Source organism: Ruegeria sp. CF1 (genome assembly GCF_056537445.1).
Window position 1 is genome coordinate 1 of sequence record NZ_JBQFRN010000006.1, and the last position, 25,186, is coordinate 25,186.

The window sequence follows — 25,186 nt, forward strand, 5'->3', positions numbered from 1 at the left end:
TATGAGGGCGGCCCGCCTGGGGGCTTTGCGCCACATAGGGTGGGTCAAATTTAAATGCTGAAACCGGGTCAGTTTTGAACGCTCATTGACATTTAACGAATTCGGCAGGGTAGACAGTGAAGAAGTTCACATTACCCTGAAATTGTTTAAATTTTTTCTTAGCGCCAGTCGAAAAACCCTGGTCCGGCCTGTTTCAACAGAGAGGCGGCCATTGTCTGACCCAGTTTTGCGCCGTCTTCGAGCGCCCCGGTGGCCTCTTCGCTGATCGCCTCGGAACCGTCCGGGCGCAGAACTTCTCCACGCAGATGCAGTTGGCCATCTTGGACTTGTGCCAGACCGGCGATCGGTGTTTCGCATGAGCCATCCAGCCCGGCCAGCAGGCTGCGTTCAGCCGCAAGGCGTTGGCTTGTTTCAACATGATGAATCGCCGCCAGCATCTCGGCGGTGCGGCTATCGTCGCTGCGCCGTTCAATGCCGATGGTGCCCTGCGCAATGGCAGGTAGCATGTCATCAGGCGATATAGCAGTCGCGGGGACGTCTTTCATATCCAAGCGGCGCAATCCGGCCATGGCCAGGAAGGTACAATCGGCCACGCCATCTGCCAGCTTCTTCAGGCGAGTCTGCACATTGCCGCGAAACTCGACCACTTTCAGATCGGGCCGCCGATTCAGCAACTGCGCCCGGCGGCGCAACGATGAAGTCCCGACAACTGCGCCCTCTGGCAAGTCGTGAATCGAACTCAGCGTCGGAGAGATAAAGGCATCGCGCACGTCTTCACGCGGCAGAAAAGTATCCAGCACCAGCCCATCAGGCTGTTCGACCGGCATGTCCTTGGTCGAATGCACGGCGACATCAATCTCGCCCTTCAGCATCGCCTCTTCGATTTCCTTGGTGAACAGACCCTTGTTGCCAATCTCTTTCAGCGGTCGGTCCGCATCGATCATCGCGCGGTTGTCGCCGGTGGTCTTGATTACCACGATCTCAAACGCGTCCTCAGGCAGGTCGAAAGCGGCGCCAAGTCTCTGACGGGTTTCATAGGCCTGCGCCAGCGCCAGCGGTGATCCACGGGTGCCGATTTTCAGAGGCGATGCGGGGGTAGGCAATGTAAGACTCATGCGCACAGCTTTAGTCGCGTCACATTGCCCTGACAATGGGGGCAGAGCTTGACAAATTGCCACTGAGGGCCGACGCGTTGCACCAAACCGGAACACTGGGGGCACGAATGGCCGAGACAAAGAAATTGCTACGGGCGCTGGCGGGGGAAGTGCAGGATGTGCCGCCGATCTGGATGATGCGACAGGCCGGGAGGTATTTGCCTGAATATCGTGCAACGCGCGCACAGGCCGGAGATTTCCTGTCTCTTTGCTATAACCCCGAGCTTGCCGCCGAAGTCACCCTTCAGCCTATTCGCCGCTACGGCTTTGATGCCGCGATCCTGTTTGCTGATATCCTGCTTGTGCCGCAGGCGCTGGGTGCGGATTTGTGGTTTGTCACCGGCGAAGGTCCTCGCCTTTCGACAATTACACGGCAGTCGGAGTTTGATGCGCTGAAGCCCGTTGATGCAATTCATGAGACGCTCTCTCCGGTGTATGAAACCGTGCGCATCCTTTCTCGCGAGCTTCCTTCTGAGACTACTTTGATTGGCTTTGCTGGCGCGCCCTGGACAGTAGCGACCTACATGATCGCCGGACGGGGCACCCCGGATCAGGGGCCAGCCCATGCGCTGCGCGAAGAAAACACTGCGCTGTTCGAGGCGCTGTTGGATCGGATCACGGCCGCGACAATTGAATACCTGTCTGCCCAAATCGAGGCAGGGGCCGAGGTTGTCAAAATATTTGATAGTTGGGGGGGATCATTGAAGGGCGAAGCGTTTCAGAATTACGCCGTAGAACACTGTCGCGTGATTACTGCCGCCATAAAAGCCCGCCATCCGGGCATTCCCGTGATAGGTTTCCCACGCGAAGCGGATCAGGGTTACATCGGTTTCGCCAAGGCCACCGGTGTGGATTGTGTCGCGCTGGACAATTCTGTGTCGCCCGAATGGGCTGCTGCGAATGTGCAAGTCGATGGGTGTGTGCAGGGCAATTTGGCTTCATCGCATATGGTGACAGGCGGGCAAGCGCTTGTCGATGAGACGCGGCGGATTGTCGAAGCCTTCTCAAAAGGACCGCATATCTTCAATTTGGGTCATGGTATTACGCCAGATGCGGACCCTGAGAACGTTCAATTGATGATCGATACGGTGCGCGGGCGGTAAGCCTGGCGAGGGGGGCAGCCCCCTCTTGGCCTGCGGCCAATTCACCCCCGAGGTATTTTTAGCCAGATGAAGCGGGAGGAAGTTCGTTCAAAATCTCATTTGTATGCTCTCCGCGTTTGGGGCTGGGCCGCGGTTGCCAGTTGTAGGTTGAGAATCTAGGAGCGGCTGCGGCTTGACGTGTTTCGTCGTGGTCGATCCATGTTTGGCGAGCCGAATTCATAGGGTGATCCCGTGCTTCTTGTGGACTTAGGACCGGCGCAACGCAGGCGTCCGTGCCTTGAAACAGCGCCGCCCATTCGTCGCGCGGCTTCTCGGCAAAGATTTTGCTCAACCGCTTCGTCAGGTTGGGCCACGTCGCATGGTTATATTGCTGAGCGAATTCCGCGTCATCGCTGAGCCCGAGGATGTCCAGGAAGTGAGCATAGAATTTTGGCTCCAGACATTGAACTGAGATGAAGCCGCCATCTGCGCAGGCGTAGGTTCGGCTCCAATGCGGTCCGTCAAGCAGGCTTTGACCCCGGGTGTCGGACAGGTTGCCGGTTTGGCGCAGGCTCATCAGCAAATTCATCATGTGTGCCGAGCCATCGTAGATGGCGGCGTCCACCACCGTGCCTTTGCCTGTGCTCCGGGCATTCAGAAGCCCGGCGAGCAGACCTGCAACCAGATACATCGCACCACCGCCGATATCCCCGACTAGTGTTGCGGGCGTCAAAGGCGGTTGGCCGGGCGGCGACGCGTAGGATAAAGCCCCTGAAAGGGCGATATAGTTGAGATCATGGCCCGCTGTCTCAGAAAGTGGGCTATGCTGCCCCCAGCCTGTCATTCGGCCATAGACCAGCTTTGGGTTCAGGTGATGACAGTCTTCCGGCCCCAGCCCCAGTTTTTCCATCACGCCGGGGCGAAAACCCTCGATCAGCGCATCAGCCGTTGCGATCAGCCGTTTTGCAACGCTAAGATCCAGAGGGTCTTTGAGGTCCAGCGCAATTGATCGTTTGCCGCGATCCAGCAGCGAACGTTCAGGCATACCCGGAGTGACGGCGGACCCTTTGCGATGGATGGTGATGATATCGGCGCCCATATCCGCCAGCAGCATGGCCGCGAAGGGGGCTGGGCCCAGCCCTTCGATTTCGATGATGCGTATGCCGTGCAGCATGTCTTCCTCCTGCGGCGCAGGGTTTCTGTTGGGCGGAACGAATGCAAGCGAAGAATCCCGATCCAGTGCCTTGGTTTGAGCAAACTGGTTGCCTGCATCGATGTTTCAGGGCTAGGTCTTTGTGGTCTGCCGTAGGATTAAAAAGAGGTTGAGAGATGCAGTTAAGCGATACCCGTGAAATTCAGGCGCCGCCTGCCGCCGTTTACGCTGCGTTGCTGGACCCTGAAGTATTAAAAGCCTGCATCAGCGGCGCGCAGGAGATTACCGGTGATCCAACCGAGGGGTATAATGCGACCGTGGTGCAAAAGGTTGGCCCTGTGAAGGCGACTTTCAAAGGCACAGTGACCATGTCCGACATGATTGAGCCCGAACGCCTGACCATCGCAGGTGAGGGCAAGGGGGGCGCTGCAGGCTTTGCCAAGGGAAGCGCAGATGTAACCTTCGCGCCCAGCGAGGCTGGTGGCACCCTTCTGACCTACGAGGTCGAGGCTAAGGTGGGTGGCAAACTGGCTCAGCTGGGCAGCCGCCTGATTGATGGGTTTGCCAAGAAGATGGCCGATCAGTTCTTCGCCAATCTTCAAGAATATTTCGAAGGTCCGCCACCGCAAGAAGACGCTGCCGAAGAAGAGACCAAGTCAGGCTGGCTAGGTCGCCTGACGGGACGAGACTGAACCCTGCGCACACGCGCATGGCACTGTGCGGAATTGGACTGTTCGACGATGGTCCGTCACGATAGGTTGCGGGGTCAGAACGAGGTTACGCATGACGACCATATTGTCGATCCGGGATTTGCGGAAGTCTTATGCCGATGGGTTTGAGGCGCTGAAAGGTGTGTCTCTGGACATTGAAGAAGGTGAGATTCTAGCGCTGTTGGGCCCCAATGGGGCGGGTAAAACAACGCTGATCTCGACTGTGTGCGGTATTACCACGCCGACTTCGGGCTCGGTCACCGTAGGTGGCCATGACATCCAGACCGAGTATCGCGCAGCCCGCAAGATGATTGGGCTGGTGCCGCAGGAAATCGCGCTGGAACCGTTCGAGAAGGTCTGGAACACTGTCCGCTTTTCGCGCGGGCTGTTCGGTCATAGCGGAGACAACGCTAGGATCGAGGAAATCCTGCGCAAGCTGTCCCTATGGGACAAACGCCGTAACGCAATCAAGGAACTATCCGGAGGCATGAAGCGACGTGTGCTGATCGCGAAAGCCTTGGCGCATGAGCCAAGGGTGCTGTTTCTGGATGAACCCACCGCCGGCGTAGATGTCGAGCTACGTAAGGACATGTGGGAGATCGTGGCCGAATTGAAGCAGGCTGGTGTCACCATCATCCTGACCACTCACTACATCGAGGAAGCCGAGGCAATCGCCGACCGTGTGGGTGTCATCGACAAGGGTGAGCTTTTGCTCGTGCAGGACAAAGACACATTGATGGCGCAGATGGGCAAAAAGCAGATTGAGGTCATGTTGACCGAGCCTATTTTATCGGTTCCCGACGTTCTGTCCGATCATCAACTGACGCTCAACGGTGCAGGCGATGCGCTGATCTATACTTACGACACCAATGCCGAGCGCACGGGCATCACCACTCTTCTCAATGATGTTGCACAGGCCGGTCTAATGCTGCGTGATGTGCAGACGCGGCAATCGAGCCTTGAAGAGATTTTCGTCAACCTCGTGTCCGGAGAACCCGCATGAACTGGTCCGCTATTACTGCCATCTACCGGTTTGAAATGGCCCGGTTCTTTCGCACACTGGCGCAGAGTTTTCTGTCGCCGGTCCTGTCGACCTCGCTTTATTTCGTGGTGTTTGGCACTGCCATCGGCAGTCGCATTCAAGAGATTGAAGGCGTGTCCTACGGGGCCTTCATTGTGCCGGGTCTTATCATGTTGTCCGTAGTGATGCTGTCAATCTCGAACGCGTCCTTTGGCATCTACTTTCCCAAATTCTTGGGTACGATTTATGAGTTGCTTTCAGCCCCCATCAATTTCATCGAGATTGTGATTGGTTATGTGGGCGCGGCCGCAACTAAGGCACTGTTTGTAGGTCTTGTCATTCTGGCCACTGCGACGTTCTTTGTGGACATTCGCATTGAACACCCGTTTGCCATGGCGGCTTTCCTGATCTTGTCTTGCCTCAGTTTCTCGCTGCTGGGGTTTATCGTGGGCATTTGGGCCGGAAATTTTGAGCAAATGTCGCTTGTCCCCCAGCTTGTTGTGACGCCCCTGATTTTTCTGGGTGGGACGTTTTACTCGATCTCGATGCTACCTCCGCTTTGGCAGACGATCACTCTGTTCAACCCTGTGGTTTATCTGATTTCCGGGTTCCGCTGGTCATTCTATGGTATCGCAGATGTCCCGATATTTTGGAGCCTTCTGGCCATACTAGCCTTCACCGGAATATGCCTCGCGATCATTGGCTGGATCTTCAAAACCGGTTGGCGCATCCGCAGCTAGGGCGTTGCATTTTTGCCCATCAGGTGTGTGAAATTGGTTCACGTCGCGTTTATGGCGCTTCGGGTCTCTTGTTTACGGCTCCGGCGCGCTCTACATCGGCTTCCATGAAACTCAGCCTGCCCTTCATGAAAAAGCCGCCACTTGTGGCCGTTGTTCGCCTGTCCGGTGCCATTGGAATGGCCGGGCGAGGGTCGATGAACGCGACCGCTCTGGCACCGGTGTTGGAGAAAGCCTTTCGCAAGGGCAAGCCCGCTGCGGTCGCGCTGGAGATCAATTCGCCGGGCGGCTCCCCCGTTCAAAGCTCATTAATCGGTGCGCGTATCCAACGGCTGGCGGAAGAGCTTAAGATCCCTGTCTACGCCTTCGTCGAAGACGTGGCGGCTTCGGGTGGATATTGGTTGGCGGTTTCAGCGGATGAGATTTGGGCCGATGACAGTTCGGTTCTGGGGTCGATCGGCGTGATATCGTCGGGATTTGGCGCGCATGTTTTTCTGGCACGTCAGGGCTTTGAACGGCGCGTACATACTGCGGGTCAGTCGAAATCAATGCTCGACCCGTTTGCTCCGGAAAAGAAAGAAGACATTGCACGGCTCAAAGTGCTGCTGGGCGATATCCACGAGAATTTCATAACCCATGTGAAATCTCGCCGGGACGGCAAGCTGGACAGCAGCGCTGATCTGTTCAACGGCGAGGTCTGGCTGGCCCGTCGCGCGCAACAGCTGGGCCTGATCGATGGTATTGCCCATCTGAAGCCCAAGATGCAGGAGAAGTTTGGCGACAAAGTCAGGTTCCGCCGCTATGGCCTGCGCAAACCGATCTGGTCGCGCTTCGGCGCGACGCTGGCGCAGGATGCCATAGCCGGGTTTGAGGAGCGCGCTGCCTACGCGCGTTTCGGGTTGTAGAGTGATCATCAAAGCAGTCACCTTGTTCCTGATCGCCATGGGCGTTCTGGCGATGTTCGGCAAGCTACGCTTTCCTGGACAGAAACGATTGAGTTCTGCGAAATGTCCGCGTTGTGGGCGGTTTAGGATCGGCAAAGGCCCGTGTCCTTGCGAAGAAGGAGGCCGTGGATGACGGCATGGCTGTTCTCCGGCCTCGGGCTGCTGATCCTGTTGTTGGCAGGCGACGCGCTGGTGCGAGGGGCCGTGAACCTCAGCCTGCGGTTGGGGGTTCCCGCCCTGATCGTCAGCCTGACAATAGTTGCCTTTGGAACTTCGGCCCCTGAGCTGCTGATTGCAATCAGCGCCATCAAGGAAAACGCGCCGGGCATTGCTTTGGGTAACGTGGTGGGCTCGAATACAGCGAATATCTTGCTGGTTCTGGGATTGCCCGCGCTTCTGGCGACCTTGCACACAAGTGAGTGCGACAGCCGCAAGAACTACATCTTCATGCTTCTGGCGTCGGTGTTATTTATCGGGTTGGCTTTTTGCGGGGTCTTTAATCTGCTCAGCGGGGCAATTTTGCTGGCTGCGTTGGCTCTGATCCTCGGCAACGCGTTTCGCGAAGCACATGCGCACCGTAAAGCCTGTGGTGAAGCTTGTGCCGATGAGGACGAGCTTGAGGGTCTTGAGGAAGCAGATCCTGACATGCCTTATTGGAAGGTGGCGATCTACCTGATCCTCGGCTTGATCGGACTGCCAATGGGTGCGCATCTGCTGGTCGAAAATGCGACCGTCATTGCCCGGAACTATGGTGTGAGCGAAACAGTGATCGGCCTTACGCTGATCGCGGTGGGTACGTCCCTGCCGGAACTGTCGACAACCGTCATGGCTGCCCTGAGGCGACAAGCGGATGTGGCACTGGGTAACGTCATCGGATCGAACATGTTCAATCTGCTGGCCATTGTCGGCATTACGACCTTGTTTGGGCGTATTCCCGTCGATCCTGAATTCCTGCGTTTCGATCTGTGGGTGATGCTCGGCGCGTCGCTCTTGTTGGTTCCTTTTGTATTCTTCAAGAAAGATATCACACGCGTCTGGGGCCTGATCTTGACAGCGCTCTATGTGATCTATGTTGCAAGCCTGTTAGCCTGACCTGACGAGGAGAATGAGCCCATGACCCGAGCATTGGTGACCGGTGCCGGTAAACGCCTTGGTCGTGCCATGGCGCTGTATTTGGCGCAGCGCGGAATGAATGTCGCTGTGCACTATTCCAGTTCGGATCAGGCCGCGCGTGAAACGGTTGATGAGGTTCAGGCGCTGGGCCGAAGGTCAGTTGCGCTGCAGGCCGATCTGCTTGATGAGGGGCAAGTCAGCTCATTGCTGCCGCGTGCAGCTGAGGCGCTGGGTGGTCCGATCACCTGTCTGGTCAACAATGCATCGATATTTGAGTATGACAATATCCACACAGCTACCCGCCAAAGCTGGGATCGGCATCTCGACAGCAATCTGCGCGCACCATTCGTACTGACCCAAGCCATGGCCGAGCAGGGGTTGCAGTCGGAGCTTGATGATCAGGGAGAGCCTCTAGCGATTGGGCTGATCGTGAACATGGTGGATATGCGGGTGCGTAAACTGACGCCTGAGTTCATGTCATACACGATTGCCAAGATGGGGTTGTGGGCCTTGACCCGGACTGCAGCGCAGGCTCTGACACCCGCAATCCGTGTGAACGCGATCGGCCCCGGTCCAACGCTGCAGGGTCATCGCCAAAGTGATGCTCATTTTAGCGCTCAGCGGCAGAACACGATTCTGGAGCGCGGCGCGAACCCGTCGGATATTACTGCTGCGCTGGGATACTTTCTGGATGCACATGCCGTTACGGGGCAGCTTCTTTGCGTCGATGGTGGGCAACATTTGGGTTGGCAAACACCCGATGTTCTTGGTGTAGAATAAGTAAATCTGCTGCAAGTTTTGCACCGCTCTCATCTCTGTTACTCGAGCGTTACAAAAATGTCTTAATTTTCATACACTTGTCTCAGATCAACAAATTTATCTTTTAAAAACAACACCATAATTTCCTGCCTATTTTTTGTGCAGATCAACGAATAGGCAAGGATTCAAGGGAAAATCACGATGCCCCTAAAGTTATCTGCACAGTTATCCACAGAAGTCGTGGATTTGTTTTCTCTTGATCTGAAGCGCACAAGATTGCAGCCATGGTCAGAGAATCATATCTCAGACTCATGACCGCCAGCACCGATCCCGAATCGTCGACCCAAGCCACCGGCTATGCCTGCATTCAGCGTTATGCGAAAACGCTGGACAGCTCGCCGGGTGTGTATCGGATGTTGGATGGGGACAGCCGAGTTCTTTACGTAGGTAAAGCGCGAAACCTGAAGGCGAGGGTATCGAACTACACCCGCCCGGGACATTCGGGTCGGATCGAGAAAATGATCGCCGCAACTGCCTCGATGATGTTTCTGACCACTCGGACCGAGACCGAGGCGCTGCTGCTGGAACAGAACCTGATCAAGCAGCTCAAGCCCAAATACAACGTATTGTTGCGGGATGACAAAAGCTTCCCGAATATTCTGGTCGCCAAGGATCATGCCTTTCCGCAGATCAAAAAGCACCGAGGGGCGAAGAAAGAAAAGGGGGCTTATTTTGGCCCCTTCGCCAGTGCAGGCGCGGTGAACAGGACGCTGAACCAGCTGCAAAAGGCGTTCCTGCTGCGGAACTGTTCGGATTCCATGTTCGATAGCCGGACCCGGCCGTGCCTGCTCTATCAGATCAAGCGATGTTCTGGGCCGTGCGTCGGACTGATCTCGGAAGCCGATTATCGTGAAAGCGTTAAGGATGCCGAAAGGTTCCTGTCAGGCCGATCTACCAAAGTGCAGGAAGATCTCGCCGCGCAGATGATGGCTGCCTCCGAGGCGATGGAGTTCGAACGAGCCGCCGGTTTGCGCGACCGTATCCGGGCGCTGACGCAGGTGCAGACGTCTCAGGGCATCAATCCGCGCGGCGTGGCCGAGGCTGACGTCATTGGCCTCTATATGGACAGCGGTCAAGCCTGCGTTCAGGTGTTTTTCATCCGGGCCAACCAGAACTGGGGTAACCGCGATTTCTATCCGCGCGTCGGCCCGGATGTGTCACAGGCTGAGGCGATGGAAGCGTTCCTGGGCCAGTTCTATGACAACAAGGAACCACCCCGGCAGTTGATCCTGTCTGATGCAATCGAGAATGCCGATCTGATGCAGGAGGCATTGTCGGAAAAAGCTGGACGCAAGGTGGAAATCCTGGTGCCCCAGCGCGGTGAAAAGCAGGAACTGATCGCCGGTGCCTTGCGCAACGCACGTGAATCGCTGGCCCGGCGGATGTCGGAAAGTGCCACGCAGGCCAAATTGCTACGCGGTGTGGCCGAGGCCTTTGATCTGGACGCGCCACCGAACCGGATCGAAGTTTATGACAACTCTCACATTCAAGGCACCAATGCCGTGGGTGGCATGATCGTCGCGGGCCCAGAGGGGTTCATGAAAAACGCCTATCGCAAGTTCAACATCCGCGGCGATGATCTAACCCCCGGCGATGACTTCGGCATGATGAAAGAGGTCCTGACCCGCCGTTTTACGCGCCTGCAAAAGGAAGATCCGGATCGGGACAAAGGGCATTGGCCCGATCTGCTGCTGATCGACGGTGGCGCGGGGCAGGTGGGCGCCGTACATGAGATCATGGCCCAGCATGGGGTCGAGGACATCCCGATGGTCGGTGTTGCCAAGGGTGTTGATCGAGATCACGGCAAGGAAGAGTTCCACCGCATCGGGCAGCGCCCTTTTGCGCTGAAACGCAACGATCCCGTATTGTACTTTATCCAGCGCTTGAGGGATGAGGCGCATCGCTTTGCCATCGGCACCCATCGCGCGAAACGCGCCAAGGCGGTTGGTGCAACGCCACTGGACGAAATCCCCGGCGTCGGGGCCGCGCGCAAACGCGCCCTGCTGACTCATTTCGGCAGCGCCAAAGCGGTGAGCCGAGCCAATTTGGCGGATCTTAAAGCCGTCGAGGGGATTTCAGCCGGGTTGGCGCAGAAGGTCTATGACTTCTTCCATGACAAGGGCTAGGCCTTTCGCCCCCGCCAAAGGATATAGAGGCCCGACGCCACGATGAGGCCGCAGCCAATCCACATGGTCTGATCCAATCGCTCGCCAAACATCACCACGCCCAAGCCGATACCGAACAACAGCCGCGAATAGCGAAACGGCGTCACAGATGAGACCTCGCCGGTGCGCATCGCCTTCATCAGCGCGGCATAGGCCATGACCCCCATCACAATCGCCCCGCCCATGTGCAGGCTGACATTAGGCGTCAGAGTTTGCAGCGGTGTTCCTTCCCAGAATCGATAAGCCAAACCCGCGACAATGATGCAGAGGAAGCCATAGAACCCCAGAACCTCAGTGCCCAGTGTTGCGGGCGCGGCGCGGCTGGCCAGATCGCGCCCCGCAAAGCCGAGCATCCCCAGCACGGCAAGGATTGACAGGGCCGAGAAGCTGTCTCCGGTCGGTTGGATGATGATCACAACGCCAACAAGACCGATAAAAATGGCGCTCCATCGCCGCCAGCCGACGGATTCTCCAAAGAACAACGCGGCCCCTGCGACGACAACCAGTGGTGTGGCCTGAAGGATCACCGTAGCCGAGGACAGTGGCGTCAAAGCGATCGCCAATACATAGAAAAGCCGTCCAAGGATCTCGAAGACCACACGTACCTTCATCGGGCGCGACAGCACGTCGGGTTGGAACAGACGCGTGCTACGTACTGTGGCAACCGCGGCATAGATCACTGCACCACCAGCACCGAAAAGAACAAGCACTTGCCAGATCGGGATCGACGCCGAAGCCGCCTTAAGCAGCGCATCCTCCAGCGCGAACAGTGCCATTGCGGCGACCATCCAGGCGCTGCCGATCAGATTTGACCGGGGATCGGTTTGAATATGCGGTGTCATGTCAGCTCTGGGGTGTTGTCTGGTTGGCCAGCCGACAATCTGACGCCAAAGCAATCAAGTGCCAAGATGAAACCTGTAATGTGACCACCGCTGCGACGCTTTGACTTTTAAGACAGCAAACGCTTGTGTTGGGTCAGTTTTTTAAGCCCCTGTCTTTTCTGTCTTGAACCGGCGATGTAGGGTCCAAGCCATGAAATGGAACCTGCCGAATATTCTGACTGTACTGCGCCTAGTGGCGGCCCCCGGTCTCGCCGTGATGTTTCTGTATTTCACCCGTCCCTATGCGGATTGGTTTGCTTTGATCCTGTTCCTGTCAGCGGCGATCACCGATTGGTTCGACGGGTATCTGGCGCGCGCCTGGAAACAGGAAACGAAGATTGGCGCCATGCTGGATCCCATTGCCGACAAGGCAATGGTGGTAATCGCGCTGATGATATTGGTGGGCTATTCGACTGAACACTGGACACCATGGCTGGTCCTGCCCGCGACAGTGATCCTGTTTCGCGAAGTCTTTGTCTCAGGCTTGCGAGAGTATCTGGGCGATGTGGCCGGAACCCTGAAGGTCACCAAGCTAGCCAAGTGGAAAACGACGGCACAGATGGTAGCGATCGCGATCCTGTTCTCGCAGGGGATATTCGAGCACCATTTTGTGATGGCCACGTTTGGCATGGATGCGACAACCATTGACCAGGTTCTGGCAGGGCAGGTCGAGGACCTGAACAACATCCGCTGGCATCTTGAGGCCATGTTCTGGTCAGGTCGTATCGGGTTATGGCTGCTCTGGATTGCCGCGACGCTGACATTGATCACAGGCTATGACTACCTACGTAAAGCCATGCCCCACCTGAAGGAGAGCTAACCGATGAACGTGCTGTATTTCGCCTGGGTGCGCGAACGCATCGGCCTGCCGAAAGAGAAGATTGAAACCGAGGCAGCAACAGTCAGCGATTTGGTCGCGGAACTGAGCGCGCGTGAGGATCGCTATGCTGCTGCCTTTGCTGATCTGTCGGCCCTGCGCGTGGCGCTGGACCAAGAGCTTTCGGATTTTGACGCCCCGCTGACCGGTGTGCGCGAGGTTGCGTTCTTTCCGCCCATGACGGGTGGCTAGAATGCGGATCGTCGTGCAGGAGGCTCCGTTCGATCTGGGGGCCGAAGCCAACGCTTTTGCCGCCGGGGACGATACCAACGGGGCCATCGTGACCTTCACAGGCGTTGTGCGCGATCTGGCTTCGGGCGATCTGGATGTGATGGAGATCGAGCACTATCCTGGCATGACCGAACGCGCCCTAACCAAGATCGCGGAAGAGGCGCAAGCCCGTTGGTCACTGGGCAACGTTCTGGTGATCCACCGCCACGGAAGGCTTGCCCCGGGTGACCGTATCATGATGGTCGCCACCGCCGCACCGCACCGCAAAGATGCGTTTGAGGCGGCGGAATATCTGATGGATTACCTTAAGTCTCGCGCGCCATTCTGGAAGAAGGAAATCACCACGTCCGGAGCAGAATGGGTGACTGCCAAGGACGAGGATGAAGACGCGCTGACCCGCTGGTAGGGTGCCTAGTCTGCGTTGTTGATCCGCCCGCGCATCTCTTCGGCTTCCTGCCGCGCCGCGCGCAGCCCTTCCATTGCGGCATTCAACTCGGCTTCGGTTTGAGTCAGCTGGTTGGTCAGCTCTGCCTCGCGCTGCTGAAGATATGTGATTGCCTGATCGCGTGTTTCTTCGGCCTCGTGCAGTTCCTGACTCATGCGGTCAAGATCGGCCACGTCGCTTTGGCGAACACGGGACAGCCGATGGGCCAGCCAGTTGGCGAACCAACCCATGCAGAAAGCTGCGAACAGGATGATGGCTGTGGCGATGATGAATTCTGTTCTGTTCAACTTACTGGTCCTCTGAGCCTGCATCCGGTGCGTCGGTTTCAGGTGTCTCGATTTCGGCCTCAGATTCGGCCTCGGCTTCCATCGCCTCAAGCCCGGTCAGGGTGTTGGCCACGGGTTCAGGACGGATCAGGCGAAACTCGATGCGGCGGTTCTCTTCGCGGCCTTCTTCGGTTTCGTTATCGGCGATGGGCTGCGTCTCGCCATACCCGACCGCAGAAAAGCTTGAGGTCGGCACGCGCCGTCCGCGCAATTCGTTCAGGATCGACTGCGCGCGCGACTGGCTGAGCTGCTGGTTCATCTCTTCACGGCCCTGACTGTCGGTATGGCCCTGAATCTCCAACCGGATGGGGCCACATTCACGCAGGATGTCCGCGATCTGGTTCAGGGCATCGCGCGAGTCTGCTGCGACGGTGGCTGATCCCGGTTCGAACGCAATTTTTCTGGCGGCCTGAACCTCGGCCAGCTGCTCTTCGCAGACCTCAGGGTCGGGCGGCGCGTCGGCGGGTGCGGGCGGCTCCTGATAGGTGATTGACAGGGTGTAATCCTGCGCCTCGCCCAGCTTGTCCGATAGCATGCCGGCGATCCGGGCCTTGGCGTCGGGATCATGGCTGATGCCCGACAGTGCTACATTGTCCGGCGTAACGGTCAGGGCGCCATTGTGCAGTTGCGACAGTGCCTCCAGCCCGGCCAAGACGCGTATGGGCCAATCCGCGGGCAGGTCCGGTGCAATCCGGGTGGCTGTGTGCACCTGCAATGATCCAAAGGCGGCACGTGCAAAGCTGTCGGTCATTTCACGCAGCGTTTCGTCACTCAGACGGCCACGCAGTTGAACCAAACCCTCAGGGCTACGTGTTGCGACGAATTCAATAGGCCCAGTCGGGTCATCCGGTTCGGGTTCGGGAAGAACTGCATGCAAGGCGAAAACCTCGGGCAGCGTATTTTCGAGCTCTCCCACGATGCGGTCGAACTCCAAAGGGTTTGTCCCTTGTGTGGCAACTAGAGTGATATCTGCATCCGACAGAGTAACTGAACCCTGACCAAGTTCAGATAGCGCACGAATGCTGAGCTGCGCTGCATTCGCCCAACGCGGAGACGGTACGCCTAGCCCAATGGTGCAGGAATAGGGGCTGGTTAATCCGGCCTCTTGTGCTGCAGCGACGATGATGTCGCGCGCAACTTCATCCTGGGCCGAGCACGCATCAAACTGCCCGCCATCTTCATCAATCAAATAGCGCAGCGTGAATGGTGTGATTACCGGGCGAGGTGCCGAAATCGAAAGGCCGATTCGCAGACCAGGTGGCGCGGCGCGGCTCAGGTCTTGTTCCAGCTGGTCTTTCTCTTGCTGGCTATCGGCAATGGCCGTGATACGCACCAACCCTGGGCTGGCAGATATCTTGGCCCGTGGCAAATCCGAGAGCGCTTCGATCGCATAGTCGATTGCCTGATCCCAACCGTCTGGCTTGGGATAGTCGGCACTTTCCATCAGGTCCGAAACTGACGCGTCCCGATCAAGGCGTTGCAGCCTGTCTACCAGATCGTCGCGATCCAGAGCCGCAGGTACTAGCCCGATAATCGAAATTCCACTGTCATTGCGCAGGATCTCGGTAGAAAAGCGGGGCGGTGTCAGATCGGCGGTGGGAGCAACCCCCATCTCGTCAATGACGCGCGAGGTGTCGACCTCGGTGCCCGCAGCGATCAGGGCGTTGAATCGGGTCGCCTCAGTCGGGGCCGTGCCGGTCAGAACGACACGCAGGCCGTCGGATTCGACTTCGGCCCAATCATGCCCCTGCAAGTTCAAGGCCTTTCGCACGGCCAGTTCCGAGGCGTCTTCGATCTTGCTGACCGCAAATCCAGCGACCACCAGCGATAGCACGGCGGACACCGCGAAAATCAACGCAACAGCTAGGGCGTAAGGCAGACGCATGGGCGAAATCGAGACTCCTCGGGCGGTTGGTTCCGGGACTCATACAGAGCGCAGCACAGAGGTGCAATCAGAGGAAAAGGGCGACGCAGAGGAAGATCAGCGGAATCAAGCCGGTGTCGCGATTGGCCCGGAAAAGCTGTAGCAATTTGGCGTTGTCCTCCGTGTCCAGCCCCCGCAATTGCCAGGCCAGATGCCACCCCATCGCCCAAGGCCCGCCAAGGGCGACCGCCAAAGCAAGAACCGATGTCCCGGGCAAAGCCGCGTCGATAATTGCAAAGGCCATTAGACTGACGGTTCCAATCAGAAAATACTTGAGCCAACGGGCGGTATCGGTGCCAAACAACCGTGCGGTGGACTTGATGCCGATCAGCTCGTCATCCTCAGCATCCTGATGGGCGTAGATCGTGTCGTAGAACAAAGTCCACGCGATTCCTGACAGATAAAGCATGATCGCAGGCCAGCCCACGGTGCCGGTATGTGCAGCCCAGGCCAGCAATGCGCCCCAGTTGAAGGCCAGCCCCAGAAAAATCTGCGGCCACCACGTAAAACGTTTTGCATAGGGATAGATGGTAACAGGCAGCAAAGACAGAACCCCCATCGCAATCGCGGCCCGGTTGAAGGTCAGAAGGATGGCCAGGGCCAACAGACATTGCAGCACCATCCAGAATGCAGCCTGACGGACACTCACTTGGCCTGAGGGAATCGGGCGCGACCTTGTACGCTCGACTTTCCCGTCAAACTCACGATCAGTAATGTCGTTCCACGTACAGCCCGCGCCGCGCATCAAAAACGCACCAATGGCACAACCAACTGCGATCCAAAGATCCTCCCATCGTGGTGCGCCGTCGCTCAGGATGGCCAAGGCCAGACCCCACCAGCAGGGAATCAGCAGAAGCCATGTGCCGATGGGTCGGTCTGCGCGGCTGAGCCGCAGGTAAGGGCGGGCAAAGGCGGGGGCGTGGGTGTCGACCCAATTGCCGGTTACGGCATCGGCGACTTGACCGTCTGGTGTTGGGGCATTGCCTTGCATATGTAGGGTCTCATGAATGCGAAGATCAGACTGTATGTAGAGCACCCTTTGGGTCCGGGGCAATCGGTTCCTTTGACGCGTGAGCAGGCGCATTATCTGTTCGGTGTCATGCGCCTGTCGGTTGGGGGGCAGGTCGCGCTATTCAATGGCAGCGATGGCGAGTGGCAGGCAGAGGTAGCAGAAGCAAGTAAACGAGGCGGAATTCTGTCGTGCGTGGAGCAATCGAAACCTCTGCAATTACCGCCCGATCTGTGGCTTCTCTTTGCACCGATCAAGAAGGCGCGGACCGATTTCATCGTTGAAAAAGCAGCTGAAATGGGGGCCGCGCGGATCATACCGGTGCAGACCGAATTCACCAACTCCGAGCGCATTCGGCAGGATCGCTTGCAGGCCCACGCAATTGAGGCGGCCGAACAATGTGGCGGCACTTTTGTGCCTGAGGTCGCTGACCTCCAGCGATTGGATCGTATCCTGGGCGCGTGGCCCGATGATCGCCAATTGATGTTCTGTGACGAGGCAGAAGCCGGCTCGGCTCTGCGCTTGGCAGAGAATGAGAAAGGTAAGCCGTGGGCGATCCTGATCGGCCCCGAGGGCGGGTTTTCCGAGCCCGAACGCAAACGGTTGGCAGAGCTGCCATTTACCCATGTGGTCAGCCTCGGCCCACGCATCCTGCGCGCCGATACAGCAGCCGTTGCGGCGATGACAATGTGGCAGCAATCGTTGGGAGATTGGACGTGACGTGGCAATTGGCGCAGGAAACGGACCTGTCCAGGATCGACTCGTTTTTGTCCCAACATATCCAAACATCGATGTTCCCTTTGGCCAATCTACGGGATTTTGGCCTGTGCGGTACGCATCCCCGGTCGTTGAATGCATGGACGCTTGGCAGCCCGTTGCGTGCGGTCTTTGCCATAACAAATGAAGGCATGATCCTGCTGCAATGTCCCGACTGTTCGGATACCGAACTTGCCGCAGCGATTGACCTTATTCGAGGCCGGGCCCTGTTCGGCATCGCGGCTGAGGCAACGCAGGCTCGTCGGATAATCCGGTTGGCAGGTTGGGAAGGGCGACCCGCGACCCTGAACAGCGATGAGCCGGGGTTTTCCCTGGCGCTGGATCGACTTCAAATACCGGATTTCAGTGGGGCAGATCTCATGCCGCTTACTGATGTAGACCGTTCGGTCCTTGAAGACTGGCGAGAAAGCTACCTCATCGAAGCCATGGACTTTGATCCTTTGCGCGCACAGACGCAGGCTGGGAAGGACATCAAGACCTATATCGAGCGGGATTCGCATCGAGTTTTGCTACATAACGGCCTACCGGTCAGCATGACCGGCTTCAACGCTCGCTTGCCTGAAGTGGTGCAGATCGGCGGTGTCTACACACCACCCAATTTACGAGGGCGGGGCTATGCGCGTTTGGCTGTTGCCCTGCATCTGGTTGAGGCGAGCGACGCGGGAGTTTCCAGAGCTGTCCTCTTTGCGGCTTCCGATGCGGCCGCGCGTGCCTATATATCCATTGGGTTCCAGCCTGCAGGTCAATACTCGCTGATCCTGTTCAAAAACCCGGAGGACGTGGCATGAGTTTCTTTCGACCCGAAGCCAAACTGGCCCTGTGGCGCTGGCGCGAAGTGCTGGTTGCAGGGTTTGTTCTGATCCTCGGCCTCAGCTGGATCAGCGGCCCCGGCGGATTGCTGGCGTGGTTGGGGTGGCTGCTGATCGTCGTCTCGATGGCACTGGCGGTGATCGGAGTGCAACGCGCGCGCTTTCGCAATGGTGCGGGAGGACCGGGTGTGGTGACTATTGATGAAGGCCAGATCACCTATCTGGGCCCGCTCGACGGCGGCATCGTTGCAGCCCGCGAAATCGAGCGGTTGGCGTTGGATCCGACCTCGCAACCTGCGCATTGGGTTTTGGATCAGCCGGGGCAACCGACCCTTCACATTCCGGTGAACGCCGAAGGGGCCGAAGCGCTGTTTGATGTGTTCTCAGCACTTCCGGGGCTTAAAACCGAGCAAATGCTGTCGGAACTCAACGGTCGTGCGGCACATCCGGTGGTGATCTGGGAACGCACGCCGTCACGGCCTGCGCACCTTAGGCTGCATTGACACTGGCGCGGTTTGCGCTCAGGACTGACCGCCAAGATAGACACATCAGGATCGGAGCACGGGTCACATGTCCATCCCCCAGTCCGGCGGCGGACCGATCGAACGCCATGAGCAACTGGCCGAATATCTGGAATCGGGCTGCAAGCCCAAGGAAGATTGGCGCATCGGAACCGAGCATGAGAAGTTCGGCTATTGCAAAGACACTCTGAAACCACTGCCGTTTGAAGGCAAACGGTCCATCGTGGCTGTGCTGGAAGGTTTGCGCGACCGTCATGGTTGGGCCGAGGTGCGCGAAGCTGGGCATCTGATCGGGCTTGAGAAGGACGGCGCGAATGTCAGCCTGGAACCCGGCGGCGCGCTGGAACTGTCGGGTGCCCCGCTGGAAACCATCCACGAGACCTGTGACGAGGTGAACACCCACCTGCGCGAGGTCAAGGATATCGCCGATGAGATCGGTGTCGGCTTTATCGGTCTGGGCGCAGCCCCGATCTGGACCCATGAAGAGATGCCGTTGATGCCCAAAGGCCGTTACCGGCTGATGAACGATTATATGGAGAAAGTCGGCACCATGGGCCGTGCCATGATGCGGCGCACCTGCACGGTTCAGGTCAATATCGACTTCGGGTCCGAGGCCGACATGGTGCAGAAGCTGCGCGTCGCGCTGGCCCTTCAGCCGGTCGCGACGGCGCTGTTTGCGAACTCTCCGTTTTTCGAGGGCAAGGTGAACGGCCAGAAAAGCTGGCGCAGTTATATCTGGCGGCATCTGGACGATGCACGGACGGGCATGCTGCCCTTTGTGTTCGAAGAAGGCTTCGGGTTCGAACGCTATGTACAATATGCGCTCGATGTACCGATGTATTTCGTCTATCGTGACGGCCAGTATATCAACGCGCTGGGCATGTCATTCCGCGACTTCCTGCAGGGCAAACTGCCTGCACTGCCCGGTGAGACGCCGACTCTGTCCGATTGGGCCGATCACCTGACCACGGCATTTCCCGAAGCGCGGATCAAGAAATTCATGGAGATGCGCGGCGCCGATGGTGGCCCATGGCGCAGGCTCTGTGCGCTGCCTGCCTTCTGGGTTGGTCTGACCTATGATCAAACCGCACTGGATGCCGCTTGGGATCTGGTCAAAGGCTGGGATGCCGAGACGCGCGAAGCGCTGCGGGTTGAGGCTGCCAAGGATGGCCTTCAGGCGCAGGTCGGCAACATCAACATGCATGATTTGGCGCGCCAAGTGGTCTCGATCGCCGAGGCCGGTCTGGCGTCCCGCGCGCGCCCCGGTGCGGGTGGTCTGGTGCAGGACGAGACGCATTTCCTGAACGCGCTCAAGGACAGCATCGATACGGGCAAGGTTCCCGCTGATGAGTTGCTGGATCACTACAATGGCGACTGGAATGGCGACCTGACCCGGATTTATCCCGAATACAGCTATTGATCCCCACCGTCCCGCTTGCATTCGCGGGGCGGGGCCGATAGCAGGTTGGCGACCAAATTCAGAGGGCGTCATGGACGATCTTAAGGCAAAATATCTGGGCCAAATCGCCGAAGCTGGCGATGAAAACGCGCTTGAGGCGATCCGCGTCGCTGCCGTGGGCAAAAAGGGCGAGGTCGCGCTGAAGATGCGCGAACTGGGCAAAATGACCCCCGAAGAGCGTCAGGTCGCAGGCCCTGCGCTTAATGCCTTGAAGGATGAGATCAACTCGGCCCTGTCGGCCAAGAAAGCAGCGCTTGCCGATGCCGCGCTAGATGAGCGTCTGCGCACCGAATGGCTGGATGTCACCCTGCCGACCCGCGCGCGCCGTCAGGGTTCGATCCACCCGGTCAGCCAAGCGACCGAGGAACTGACCGCGATCTTTGCCGAACTGGGTTTCTCGGTGGCCGAAGGGCCGCGGATCGAGACCGACTGGCACAACTTCGACGCCCTGAACATCCCCGGCCACCACCCTGCGCGGGCCGAGATGGACACATTCTACATGCACCGCGCCGAGGGCGACAATCGCCCGCCGCATGTGCTGCGCACGCATACCTCGCCAGTGCAGATCCGCTCGATGGAACTGCAGGGCGCGCCGATCCGCGTGATCTGCCCGGGCGGTGTCTACCGCGCCGACTATGACCAGACTCACACGCCGATGTTCCATCAGGTCGAGGGGCTGGCCATCGACAAGGATATCTCGATGGCGAACCTGAAATGGGTTCTGGAAGAGTTCGTGAAAGCGTTCTTCGAGGTCGACGACGTCGAGCTGCGCTTCCGCGCCTCGCACTTCCCCTTCACCGAACCATCGGCCGAGGTCGATATCCGCTGTTCCTGGGACAATGGTCAGCTGAAGATCGGCGAGGGCGACGACTGGATGGAGATTCTGGGTTCCGGCATGGTCCATCCCAAGGTGATCGCCGCCGGTGGCATCGACCCCGAGGTTTATCAGGGCTTTGCGTTCGGGATTGGGATCGACCGTCTGGCGATGCTGAAATATGGCATTCCTGATCTGCGGGCGTTCTTTGATAGCGACCTGCGCTGGCTGCGGCACTACGGCTTTGCAGCGCTGGATATGCCGAACCTGCATGGTGGTTTGAGTAGGTAGGTGTACCTGCTGGGCGTGTGTCTGGCTCGATACGTCGATTGGTGGCGCCGCCGCGTGACCGATGCTCCCTTTCTATGGCTGGTCGGATTAGTTGTTGCTGCAAACGTTCTACGTTTTTTGGTAGAACGTTTGTTCGGGTCGTCCTTTCTTTGGGTTTTTCTGGTTGTGCTTATCGCTATGTTTCCGGGAATGTGGGTGGCTCTTTTGGCGACCCGCAAAGGGTTCCTGAAGAAACTGAATCCACGGAAAGAGGTGGAAGATCAAAAGGCCATGTCTAAGAAGTTCATTGATGAATTCGCGAAAAGGCAGTCGAAATAGCTCGCGCGGAGCAAAGGCCGATAGGCTGCTGCACCATCGACAGACCGCCTGCTCGGACTGGCGATTTGTCTCTGTTAGTGCTCCGTTTGAAAGCTTCGCGGATTTGGCCGGCATAAAGTGCCCACCACAGCCCGTGGATCGCCACCCCGCGGTCGGGCGATAGCGCGGCTTTGTGATTTGATCCGTTGTAGGGTGGCGTTTCACCCCACCGTGGGGCGGTTGGTGCGGTTAAACCCCACCCTACACCAATATGTTATGTGACAGCGCGGCAGACGTCGCTAGGCTCCGGCCTATGATCTATCGACTGCTTTTTCTTCTGCTGACCGCAACCCCGGCCTTTGCGATGGGGCCGTGGAAATCTGATTGTCACGGCGATACCGCCTGCGAGGTCGGCGACCGTTCGTACCATGTGCTGGAACCCGATGGCTGGGATGGCGAAACGCCTCTGCCGGTGCTGCTGCATTTCCACGGCTGGGCGCGGCAGGGCGATGTGGTGGTGAACCATGAGCGCATCGCCGGGGCAACCAAGCTGCGCGATGTGCTGTTGGTGGCTCCGAATGGGCTGGGCAAAAGTTGGAACTTCTGGACTGCTGATACCGCAGACGTGCCGTTCGCAGATCGCGTGCTTGAGGACGTCGCCAAACGCTATCCCATTGATCCTGAGCGTATCTATGTCTCGGGCTATTCTTATGGCGGCGCAATGGCGTGGCGCTATGTCTGCCAGTCGGGAAACGACATCGCCGCTCTGCTGGCGGTAGCGGGCTCGATCCGCCAGACCGAGGACTGCCCGGAAGCCCCGCGCGAGGTGCGCCATGTGCATGGGCTGGACGATACGGTGATGGATTTTCCCTTTGGGCCGGACGGCGATACGACCTATCCGGTGGCGCTGTGGAAGGCCAAGTTCAACTGCAACGGCGCGACCCCGCGCGGGGATTGGAGCGTGAAGCCGTTCCTGACGCTCAGCCGGGTAGAGTGGACCGATTGCGCGCAAGGGCAGGTGACACTGGACACCCATCCCGGCGGGCACTTTATTCCCCACGGCTGGATCGGCTGGCAGCTGGACGAGCTTTTGGGTCGCACCCCCACCTATCCGTGAGCCGCAGCGCTTGCACCTCGGCGCAATCTTTGCCATTGCCTGTGCCGACTGAATGTTTGCCGAAAAGGCCCGCTGCAATGAAATTCACTCTGTCCTGGCTGAAAGACCACCTCGATACGGATGCGTCGGTTGATGAGATCGCCGAAGCACTGACCGATCTCGGGCTTGAGGTCGAAGAGATCGTCAACCCGGTGGACCGTTTGGCGGGCTTTACGCTGGGCCATGTGAAACATGCCGAGAAGCACCCGGACGCCGATAAGCTGCGCGTTTGCACGGTTGAAACCGACGAGGGCGATCTGCAGATCATTTGCGGCGCGCCCAATGCGCGCGAAGGCATCACCGTGGTGGTTTGTAAACCGGGTATGTATATTCCCGGCCTGGATATCACCATCAGCGTCGGCAAGATCCGTGGCGTCGAGAGCTTTGGCATGATGGCATCCGAGCGCGAGCTTGAGCTGTCGGATGAACACGACGGGATTATCGAGCTGCCCTCGGGTGAGGTCGGTGATCGGTTTGTCGATTGGTTGGCTGAGAACGATCCGTCAAGGGTTGATCCGATGATCGAGATCGCGATCACGCCGAACCGCCCGGATGCGCTGGGTGTTGCGGGTATTGCGCGTGATTTGGCCGCGCGCGGGTTGGGCACGCTGAAAGTGCGCGATTACACTCCGGTGCCGGGTGATTTCGAAAGCCCGATCAAAGTGTCGATCGACGAGGATACGCTGGACGGCGCGCCGCATTTCACCGGGCGTCTGATCCGTGGCGTAAAGAACGGCCCGAGCCCTCAGTGGCTGCAGGATCAACTGAAAGCGATTGGTCTGCGTCCGATCTCGGCTCTGGTGGATATCACCAATTATATGACCTTCGACCACAACCGTCCGCTGCACGTGTTCGACGCGGACAAGGTGCAGGGCAATTTGCGGGTGCATCGCGCCAAGGGTGGTGAAAAGCTGGTCGCGCTTGATGAAAAAGAATACTCCCTTCAGCCTGGCATGATGGTGATTTCGGACGACAAAGGCCCGGAATCTATCGCGGGTATCATGGGCGGCGAGGAAACCGGTTGTACCGAGGAGACCGTGAACGTTTTCCTTGAAAGTGCGTTCTGGGATCATGTGCAGATTGCCCTCACAGGTCGGGCGCTGAAGATAAACTCGGACGCGCGGTATCGATTCGAGCGCGGCGTCGACCCGGAATACACGCGCGAAGGGTTGGAGCATGCGACGCAGATGATCTTGGATATCTGCGGCGGTGAAGCCTCGAATGTGGTCGAGGCGGGCAAAGCGCCGAACCACGCGCGGGCCTACAAACTGGACGCGGCGCGCGTGCAGTCCCTAGTCGGGATGGAGATTCCGGAAAGCGAGCAGCGGCAGACATTGACCCGTTTGGGCTTTCGTCTGGATGGCGAGATGGCGCATGTGCCCAGCTGGCGACCCGATATCATGGGGGAAGCCGATCTGGTGGAAGAGGTTGCGCGGATCGCTTCTCTGACCAAGTTGCAGGGTATTCCGCTGCCGCGTACGACGGCGGGTATCCCCAAACCGGTCATGACAGCCACGCAGCGTCGCCAGTCGATGGCGCGCCGGACCTGTGCAGCGCTGGGGTACAATGAATGTGTGTCTTATACCTTCATCGATCAGGCCTCGGCAGCCTTGTTCGGGGGCGGTGACGCAGCAACCATGTTGGAAAACCCGATCTCGTCCGAGATGAGCCATATGCGCCCTGATCTGCTGCCTGGTCTGCTGCAAGCGGCGGCGCGCAATCAGGCACGGGGTTATGCCGATCTGGCCTTGTTCGAGGTCGGGCCGGTGTTCCATGATGGTGAGCCGGGGGATCAGCAGACGCAGATCACCGGCCTGTTGGTTGGGCGCAACGGCCCCAAGGATGTGCACGGTGCGTCCCGCCCGGTGGACTTGTTCGACGCGAAGGCCGACGCCGAGGCGGTGCTTGCCGCAATTGGCGCGCCCGCGAAGGTTCAGATTCTGCGCGACAGCGATGCCTGGTGGCACCCGGGCCGACATGGAAAAATCTGTCTGGGTCCGAAAAAGGTACTGGGCGTCTTTGGCGAATTGCATCCGCGCGTGTTGCAGGCGATGGACATCAAGGGCCCGGCGATGGCGTTCACCATTTGGCCGGATCAGGTGCCGATGCCACGTAAATCCGGTGCGACCCGTTCTGCCTTGGAATTGCGCGACCTGCAGGCGGTCGAGCGCGATTTCGCCTTTGTTGTAAATGCGGATATCGAAGCTCTGACGTTGGTCAATGCGGCTGCGGGTGCTGATAAGGCTCTGATCGAGGACGTGCGCGTCTTTGACGAATTCATTGGCGGTAGCGTCGGCGAGGGCAAGAAGTCTCTGGCCATTACCGTAAGGCTTCAGCCGTCGGACGCGACCCTGAAGGAAAAGGATATCGAGGCGGTCAGCACCAAGATTGTCGAAAAAGTGGTGAAAGCCACTGGCGGCGTCTTGCGGGGATGAGTTGGTTTTCGCCTCCGGCGGGAGTATTTTTGAAAT

25 protein-coding genes are annotated in these 25,186 nt (G+C 58.3%); 19 read left to right on the forward strand and 6 right to left on the reverse strand.

What is annotated here, in order from left to right:
- Nucleotides 1-158 precede the first annotated feature (158 nt).
- Complete coding sequence (gene hemC / locus ACRZ96_RS11990; RefSeq protein ID WP_480562781.1) at nucleotides 159-1,115, reverse strand: hydroxymethylbilane synthase; 957 nt, start codon at nucleotides 1,113-1,115, stop codon at nucleotides 159-161.
- A gap of 107 nt (nucleotides 1,116-1,222) precedes the next feature.
- On the opposite strand from hemC, the gene hemE reads away from it, so the two are divergent.
- Nucleotides 1,223-2,257: a uroporphyrinogen decarboxylase gene (gene hemE / locus ACRZ96_RS11995; protein WP_170566156.1), complete on the forward strand. Its 1,035-nt coding sequence runs from the start codon at nucleotides 1,223-1,225 to the stop codon at nucleotides 2,255-2,257.
- Between the two features lie 58 nt (nucleotides 2,258-2,315).
- On the opposite strand, the gene ACRZ96_RS12000 is transcribed toward hemE, so the two are convergent.
- Nucleotides 2,316-3,410: a CaiB/BaiF CoA transferase family protein gene (locus ACRZ96_RS12000; RefSeq protein ID WP_480772000.1), complete on the reverse strand. Its 1,095-nt coding sequence runs from the start codon at nucleotides 3,408-3,410 to the stop codon at nucleotides 2,316-2,318.
- Nucleotides 3,411-3,565: 155 nt separating this feature from the next.
- Here ACRZ96_RS12000 and ACRZ96_RS12005 point away from each other — a divergent pair, with 155 nt between their 5' ends.
- From ACRZ96_RS12005 to uvrC, 7 genes are all read left to right on the forward strand, one after another.
- Nucleotides 3,566-4,081, forward strand: a complete 516-nt coding sequence (locus ACRZ96_RS12005) for an SRPBCC family protein (protein WP_170395597.1) — start codon at nucleotides 3,566-3,568, stop codon at nucleotides 4,079-4,081.
- Between the two features lie 91 nt (nucleotides 4,082-4,172).
- Entirely contained in the window at nucleotides 4,173-5,102 is a 930-nt protein-coding gene (locus tag ACRZ96_RS12010) for an ABC transporter ATP-binding protein (protein ID WP_480707054.1), read from the forward strand.
- Nucleotides 5,099-5,860 (forward strand): ABC transporter permease, encoded by a 762-nt coding sequence (locus ACRZ96_RS12015; protein ID WP_170395601.1) that lies wholly within the window; start codon nucleotides 5,099-5,101, stop codon nucleotides 5,858-5,860. The genes ACRZ96_RS12010 and ACRZ96_RS12015 overlap by 4 nt, the downstream gene beginning before the upstream one ends.
- Nucleotides 5,861-5,964: 104 nt before the next feature.
- The gene (locus ACRZ96_RS12020; protein ID WP_170395603.1) at nucleotides 5,965-6,762 is read left to right on the forward strand and encodes a S49 family peptidase; all 798 of its coding nucleotides are present in this window, start codon (nucleotides 5,965-5,967) and stop codon (nucleotides 6,760-6,762) included.
- A gap of 168 nt (nucleotides 6,763-6,930) precedes the next feature.
- A complete protein-coding gene (locus ACRZ96_RS12025; protein ID WP_170395605.1) occupies nucleotides 6,931-7,893 on the forward strand; it encodes a calcium/sodium antiporter in 963 nt (320 codons plus the stop codon).
- A gap of 21 nt (nucleotides 7,894-7,914) precedes the next feature.
- Complete coding sequence (locus ACRZ96_RS12030) at nucleotides 7,915-8,694, forward strand: SDR family oxidoreductase (protein ID WP_480707057.1); 780 nt, start codon at nucleotides 7,915-7,917, stop codon at nucleotides 8,692-8,694.
- A 290-nt stretch (nucleotides 8,695-8,984) separates the two neighbouring features.
- Nucleotides 8,985-10,859, forward strand: a complete 1,875-nt coding sequence (gene uvrC / locus ACRZ96_RS12035; RefSeq protein ID WP_480707058.1) for an excinuclease ABC subunit UvrC — start codon at nucleotides 8,985-8,987, stop codon at nucleotides 10,857-10,859.
- On the opposite strand, the gene ACRZ96_RS12040 is transcribed toward uvrC, so the two are convergent.
- Complete coding sequence (locus ACRZ96_RS12040; RefSeq protein ID WP_480707059.1) at nucleotides 10,856-11,740, reverse strand: DMT family transporter; 885 nt, start codon at nucleotides 11,738-11,740, stop codon at nucleotides 10,856-10,858. The genes uvrC and ACRZ96_RS12040 overlap by 4 nt on opposite strands.
- 190 nt (nucleotides 11,741-11,930) lie before the next feature.
- On the opposite strand from ACRZ96_RS12040, the gene pgsA reads away from it, so the two are divergent.
- From pgsA to ACRZ96_RS12055, 3 genes are read left to right on the forward strand one after another with little or no spacing between them, the layout of a single operon-like run.
- Entirely contained in the window at nucleotides 11,931-12,599 is a 669-nt protein-coding gene (gene pgsA, locus ACRZ96_RS12045; RefSeq protein WP_170395613.1) for a CDP-diacylglycerol--glycerol-3-phosphate 3-phosphatidyltransferase, read from the forward strand.
- Nucleotides 12,600-12,602: 3 nt separating this feature from the next.
- A complete protein-coding gene (gene moaD / locus ACRZ96_RS12050) occupies nucleotides 12,603-12,848 on the forward strand; it encodes a molybdopterin converting factor subunit 1 (RefSeq protein ID WP_170395615.1) in 246 nt (81 codons plus the stop codon).
- Nucleotide 12,849: 1 nt separating this feature from the next.
- A complete protein-coding gene (locus tag ACRZ96_RS12055; protein WP_170566171.1) occupies nucleotides 12,850-13,293 on the forward strand; it encodes a molybdopterin synthase catalytic subunit in 444 nt (147 codons plus the stop codon).
- 5 nt (nucleotides 13,294-13,298) lie between these two features.
- Here ACRZ96_RS12055 and ACRZ96_RS12060 read toward each other — a convergent pair whose 3' ends face one another.
- The 3 genes from ACRZ96_RS12060 to ubiA all read right to left on the reverse strand — a co-directional run bounded on the left by ACRZ96_RS12060 (nucleotide 13,299) and on the right by ubiA (nucleotide 16,573).
- Nucleotides 13,299-13,619, reverse strand: coding sequence for a hypothetical protein (locus tag ACRZ96_RS12060; RefSeq protein ID WP_170395619.1), 321 nt, complete (start codon nucleotides 13,617-13,619; stop codon nucleotides 13,299-13,301).
- Nucleotide 13,620: 1 nt separating this feature from the next.
- Complete coding sequence (locus tag ACRZ96_RS12065) at nucleotides 13,621-15,543, reverse strand: OmpA family protein (RefSeq protein WP_480814680.1); 1,923 nt, start codon at nucleotides 15,541-15,543, stop codon at nucleotides 13,621-13,623.
- A gap of 67 nt (nucleotides 15,544-15,610) precedes the next feature.
- Nucleotides 15,611-16,573 carry a 4-hydroxybenzoate octaprenyltransferase gene (gene ubiA / locus ACRZ96_RS12070; RefSeq protein WP_170423611.1) on the reverse strand — a complete coding sequence of 321 codons (963 nt, stop codon included), beginning with the start codon at nucleotides 16,571-16,573 and terminating at the stop codon, nucleotides 15,611-15,613.
- 12 nt (nucleotides 16,574-16,585) lie between these two features.
- Between ubiA and ACRZ96_RS12075 the strand changes: the two genes are divergently transcribed.
- The 8 genes from ACRZ96_RS12075 to pheT all read left to right on the forward strand — a co-directional run bounded on the left by ACRZ96_RS12075 (nucleotide 16,586) and on the right by pheT (nucleotide 25,150).
- Nucleotides 16,586-17,311 (forward strand): 16S rRNA (uracil(1498)-N(3))-methyltransferase, encoded by a 726-nt coding sequence (locus tag ACRZ96_RS12075; protein ID WP_170408406.1) that lies wholly within the window; start codon nucleotides 16,586-16,588, stop codon nucleotides 17,309-17,311.
- Nucleotides 17,308-18,156, forward strand: coding sequence for a GNAT family N-acetyltransferase (locus ACRZ96_RS12080; protein WP_480772001.1), 849 nt, complete (start codon nucleotides 17,308-17,310; stop codon nucleotides 18,154-18,156). The genes ACRZ96_RS12075 and ACRZ96_RS12080 overlap by 4 nt, the downstream gene beginning before the upstream one ends.
- The gene (locus tag ACRZ96_RS12085) at nucleotides 18,153-18,680 is read left to right on the forward strand and encodes a hypothetical protein (RefSeq protein ID WP_170408404.1); all 528 of its coding nucleotides are present in this window, start codon (nucleotides 18,153-18,155) and stop codon (nucleotides 18,678-18,680) included. The genes ACRZ96_RS12080 and ACRZ96_RS12085 overlap by 4 nt, the downstream gene beginning before the upstream one ends.
- Nucleotides 18,681-18,747: 67 nt before the next feature.
- Complete coding sequence (locus tag ACRZ96_RS12090) at nucleotides 18,748-20,118, forward strand: glutamate--cysteine ligase (RefSeq protein ID WP_480707065.1); 1,371 nt, start codon at nucleotides 18,748-18,750, stop codon at nucleotides 20,116-20,118.
- Nucleotides 20,119-20,188: 70 nt separating this feature from the next.
- Nucleotides 20,189-21,262 (forward strand): phenylalanine--tRNA ligase subunit alpha, encoded by a 1,074-nt coding sequence (pheS, locus tag ACRZ96_RS12095; protein ID WP_010443591.1) that lies wholly within the window; start codon nucleotides 20,189-20,191, stop codon nucleotides 21,260-21,262.
- A complete protein-coding gene (locus ACRZ96_RS12100) occupies nucleotides 21,263-21,580 on the forward strand; it encodes a hypothetical protein (RefSeq protein ID WP_480772002.1) in 318 nt (105 codons plus the stop codon).
- Nucleotides 21,581-21,872: 292 nt separating this feature from the next.
- Entirely contained in the window at nucleotides 21,873-22,676 is an 804-nt protein-coding gene (locus ACRZ96_RS12105) for a CE1 family esterase (RefSeq protein ID WP_480772003.1), read from the forward strand.
- Nucleotides 22,677-22,753: 77 nt separating this feature from the next.
- Nucleotides 22,754-25,150: a phenylalanine--tRNA ligase subunit beta gene (gene pheT / locus ACRZ96_RS12110; protein ID WP_480772004.1), complete on the forward strand. Its 2,397-nt coding sequence runs from the start codon at nucleotides 22,754-22,756 to the stop codon at nucleotides 25,148-25,150.
- Nucleotides 25,151-25,186 lie beyond the last annotated feature (36 nt).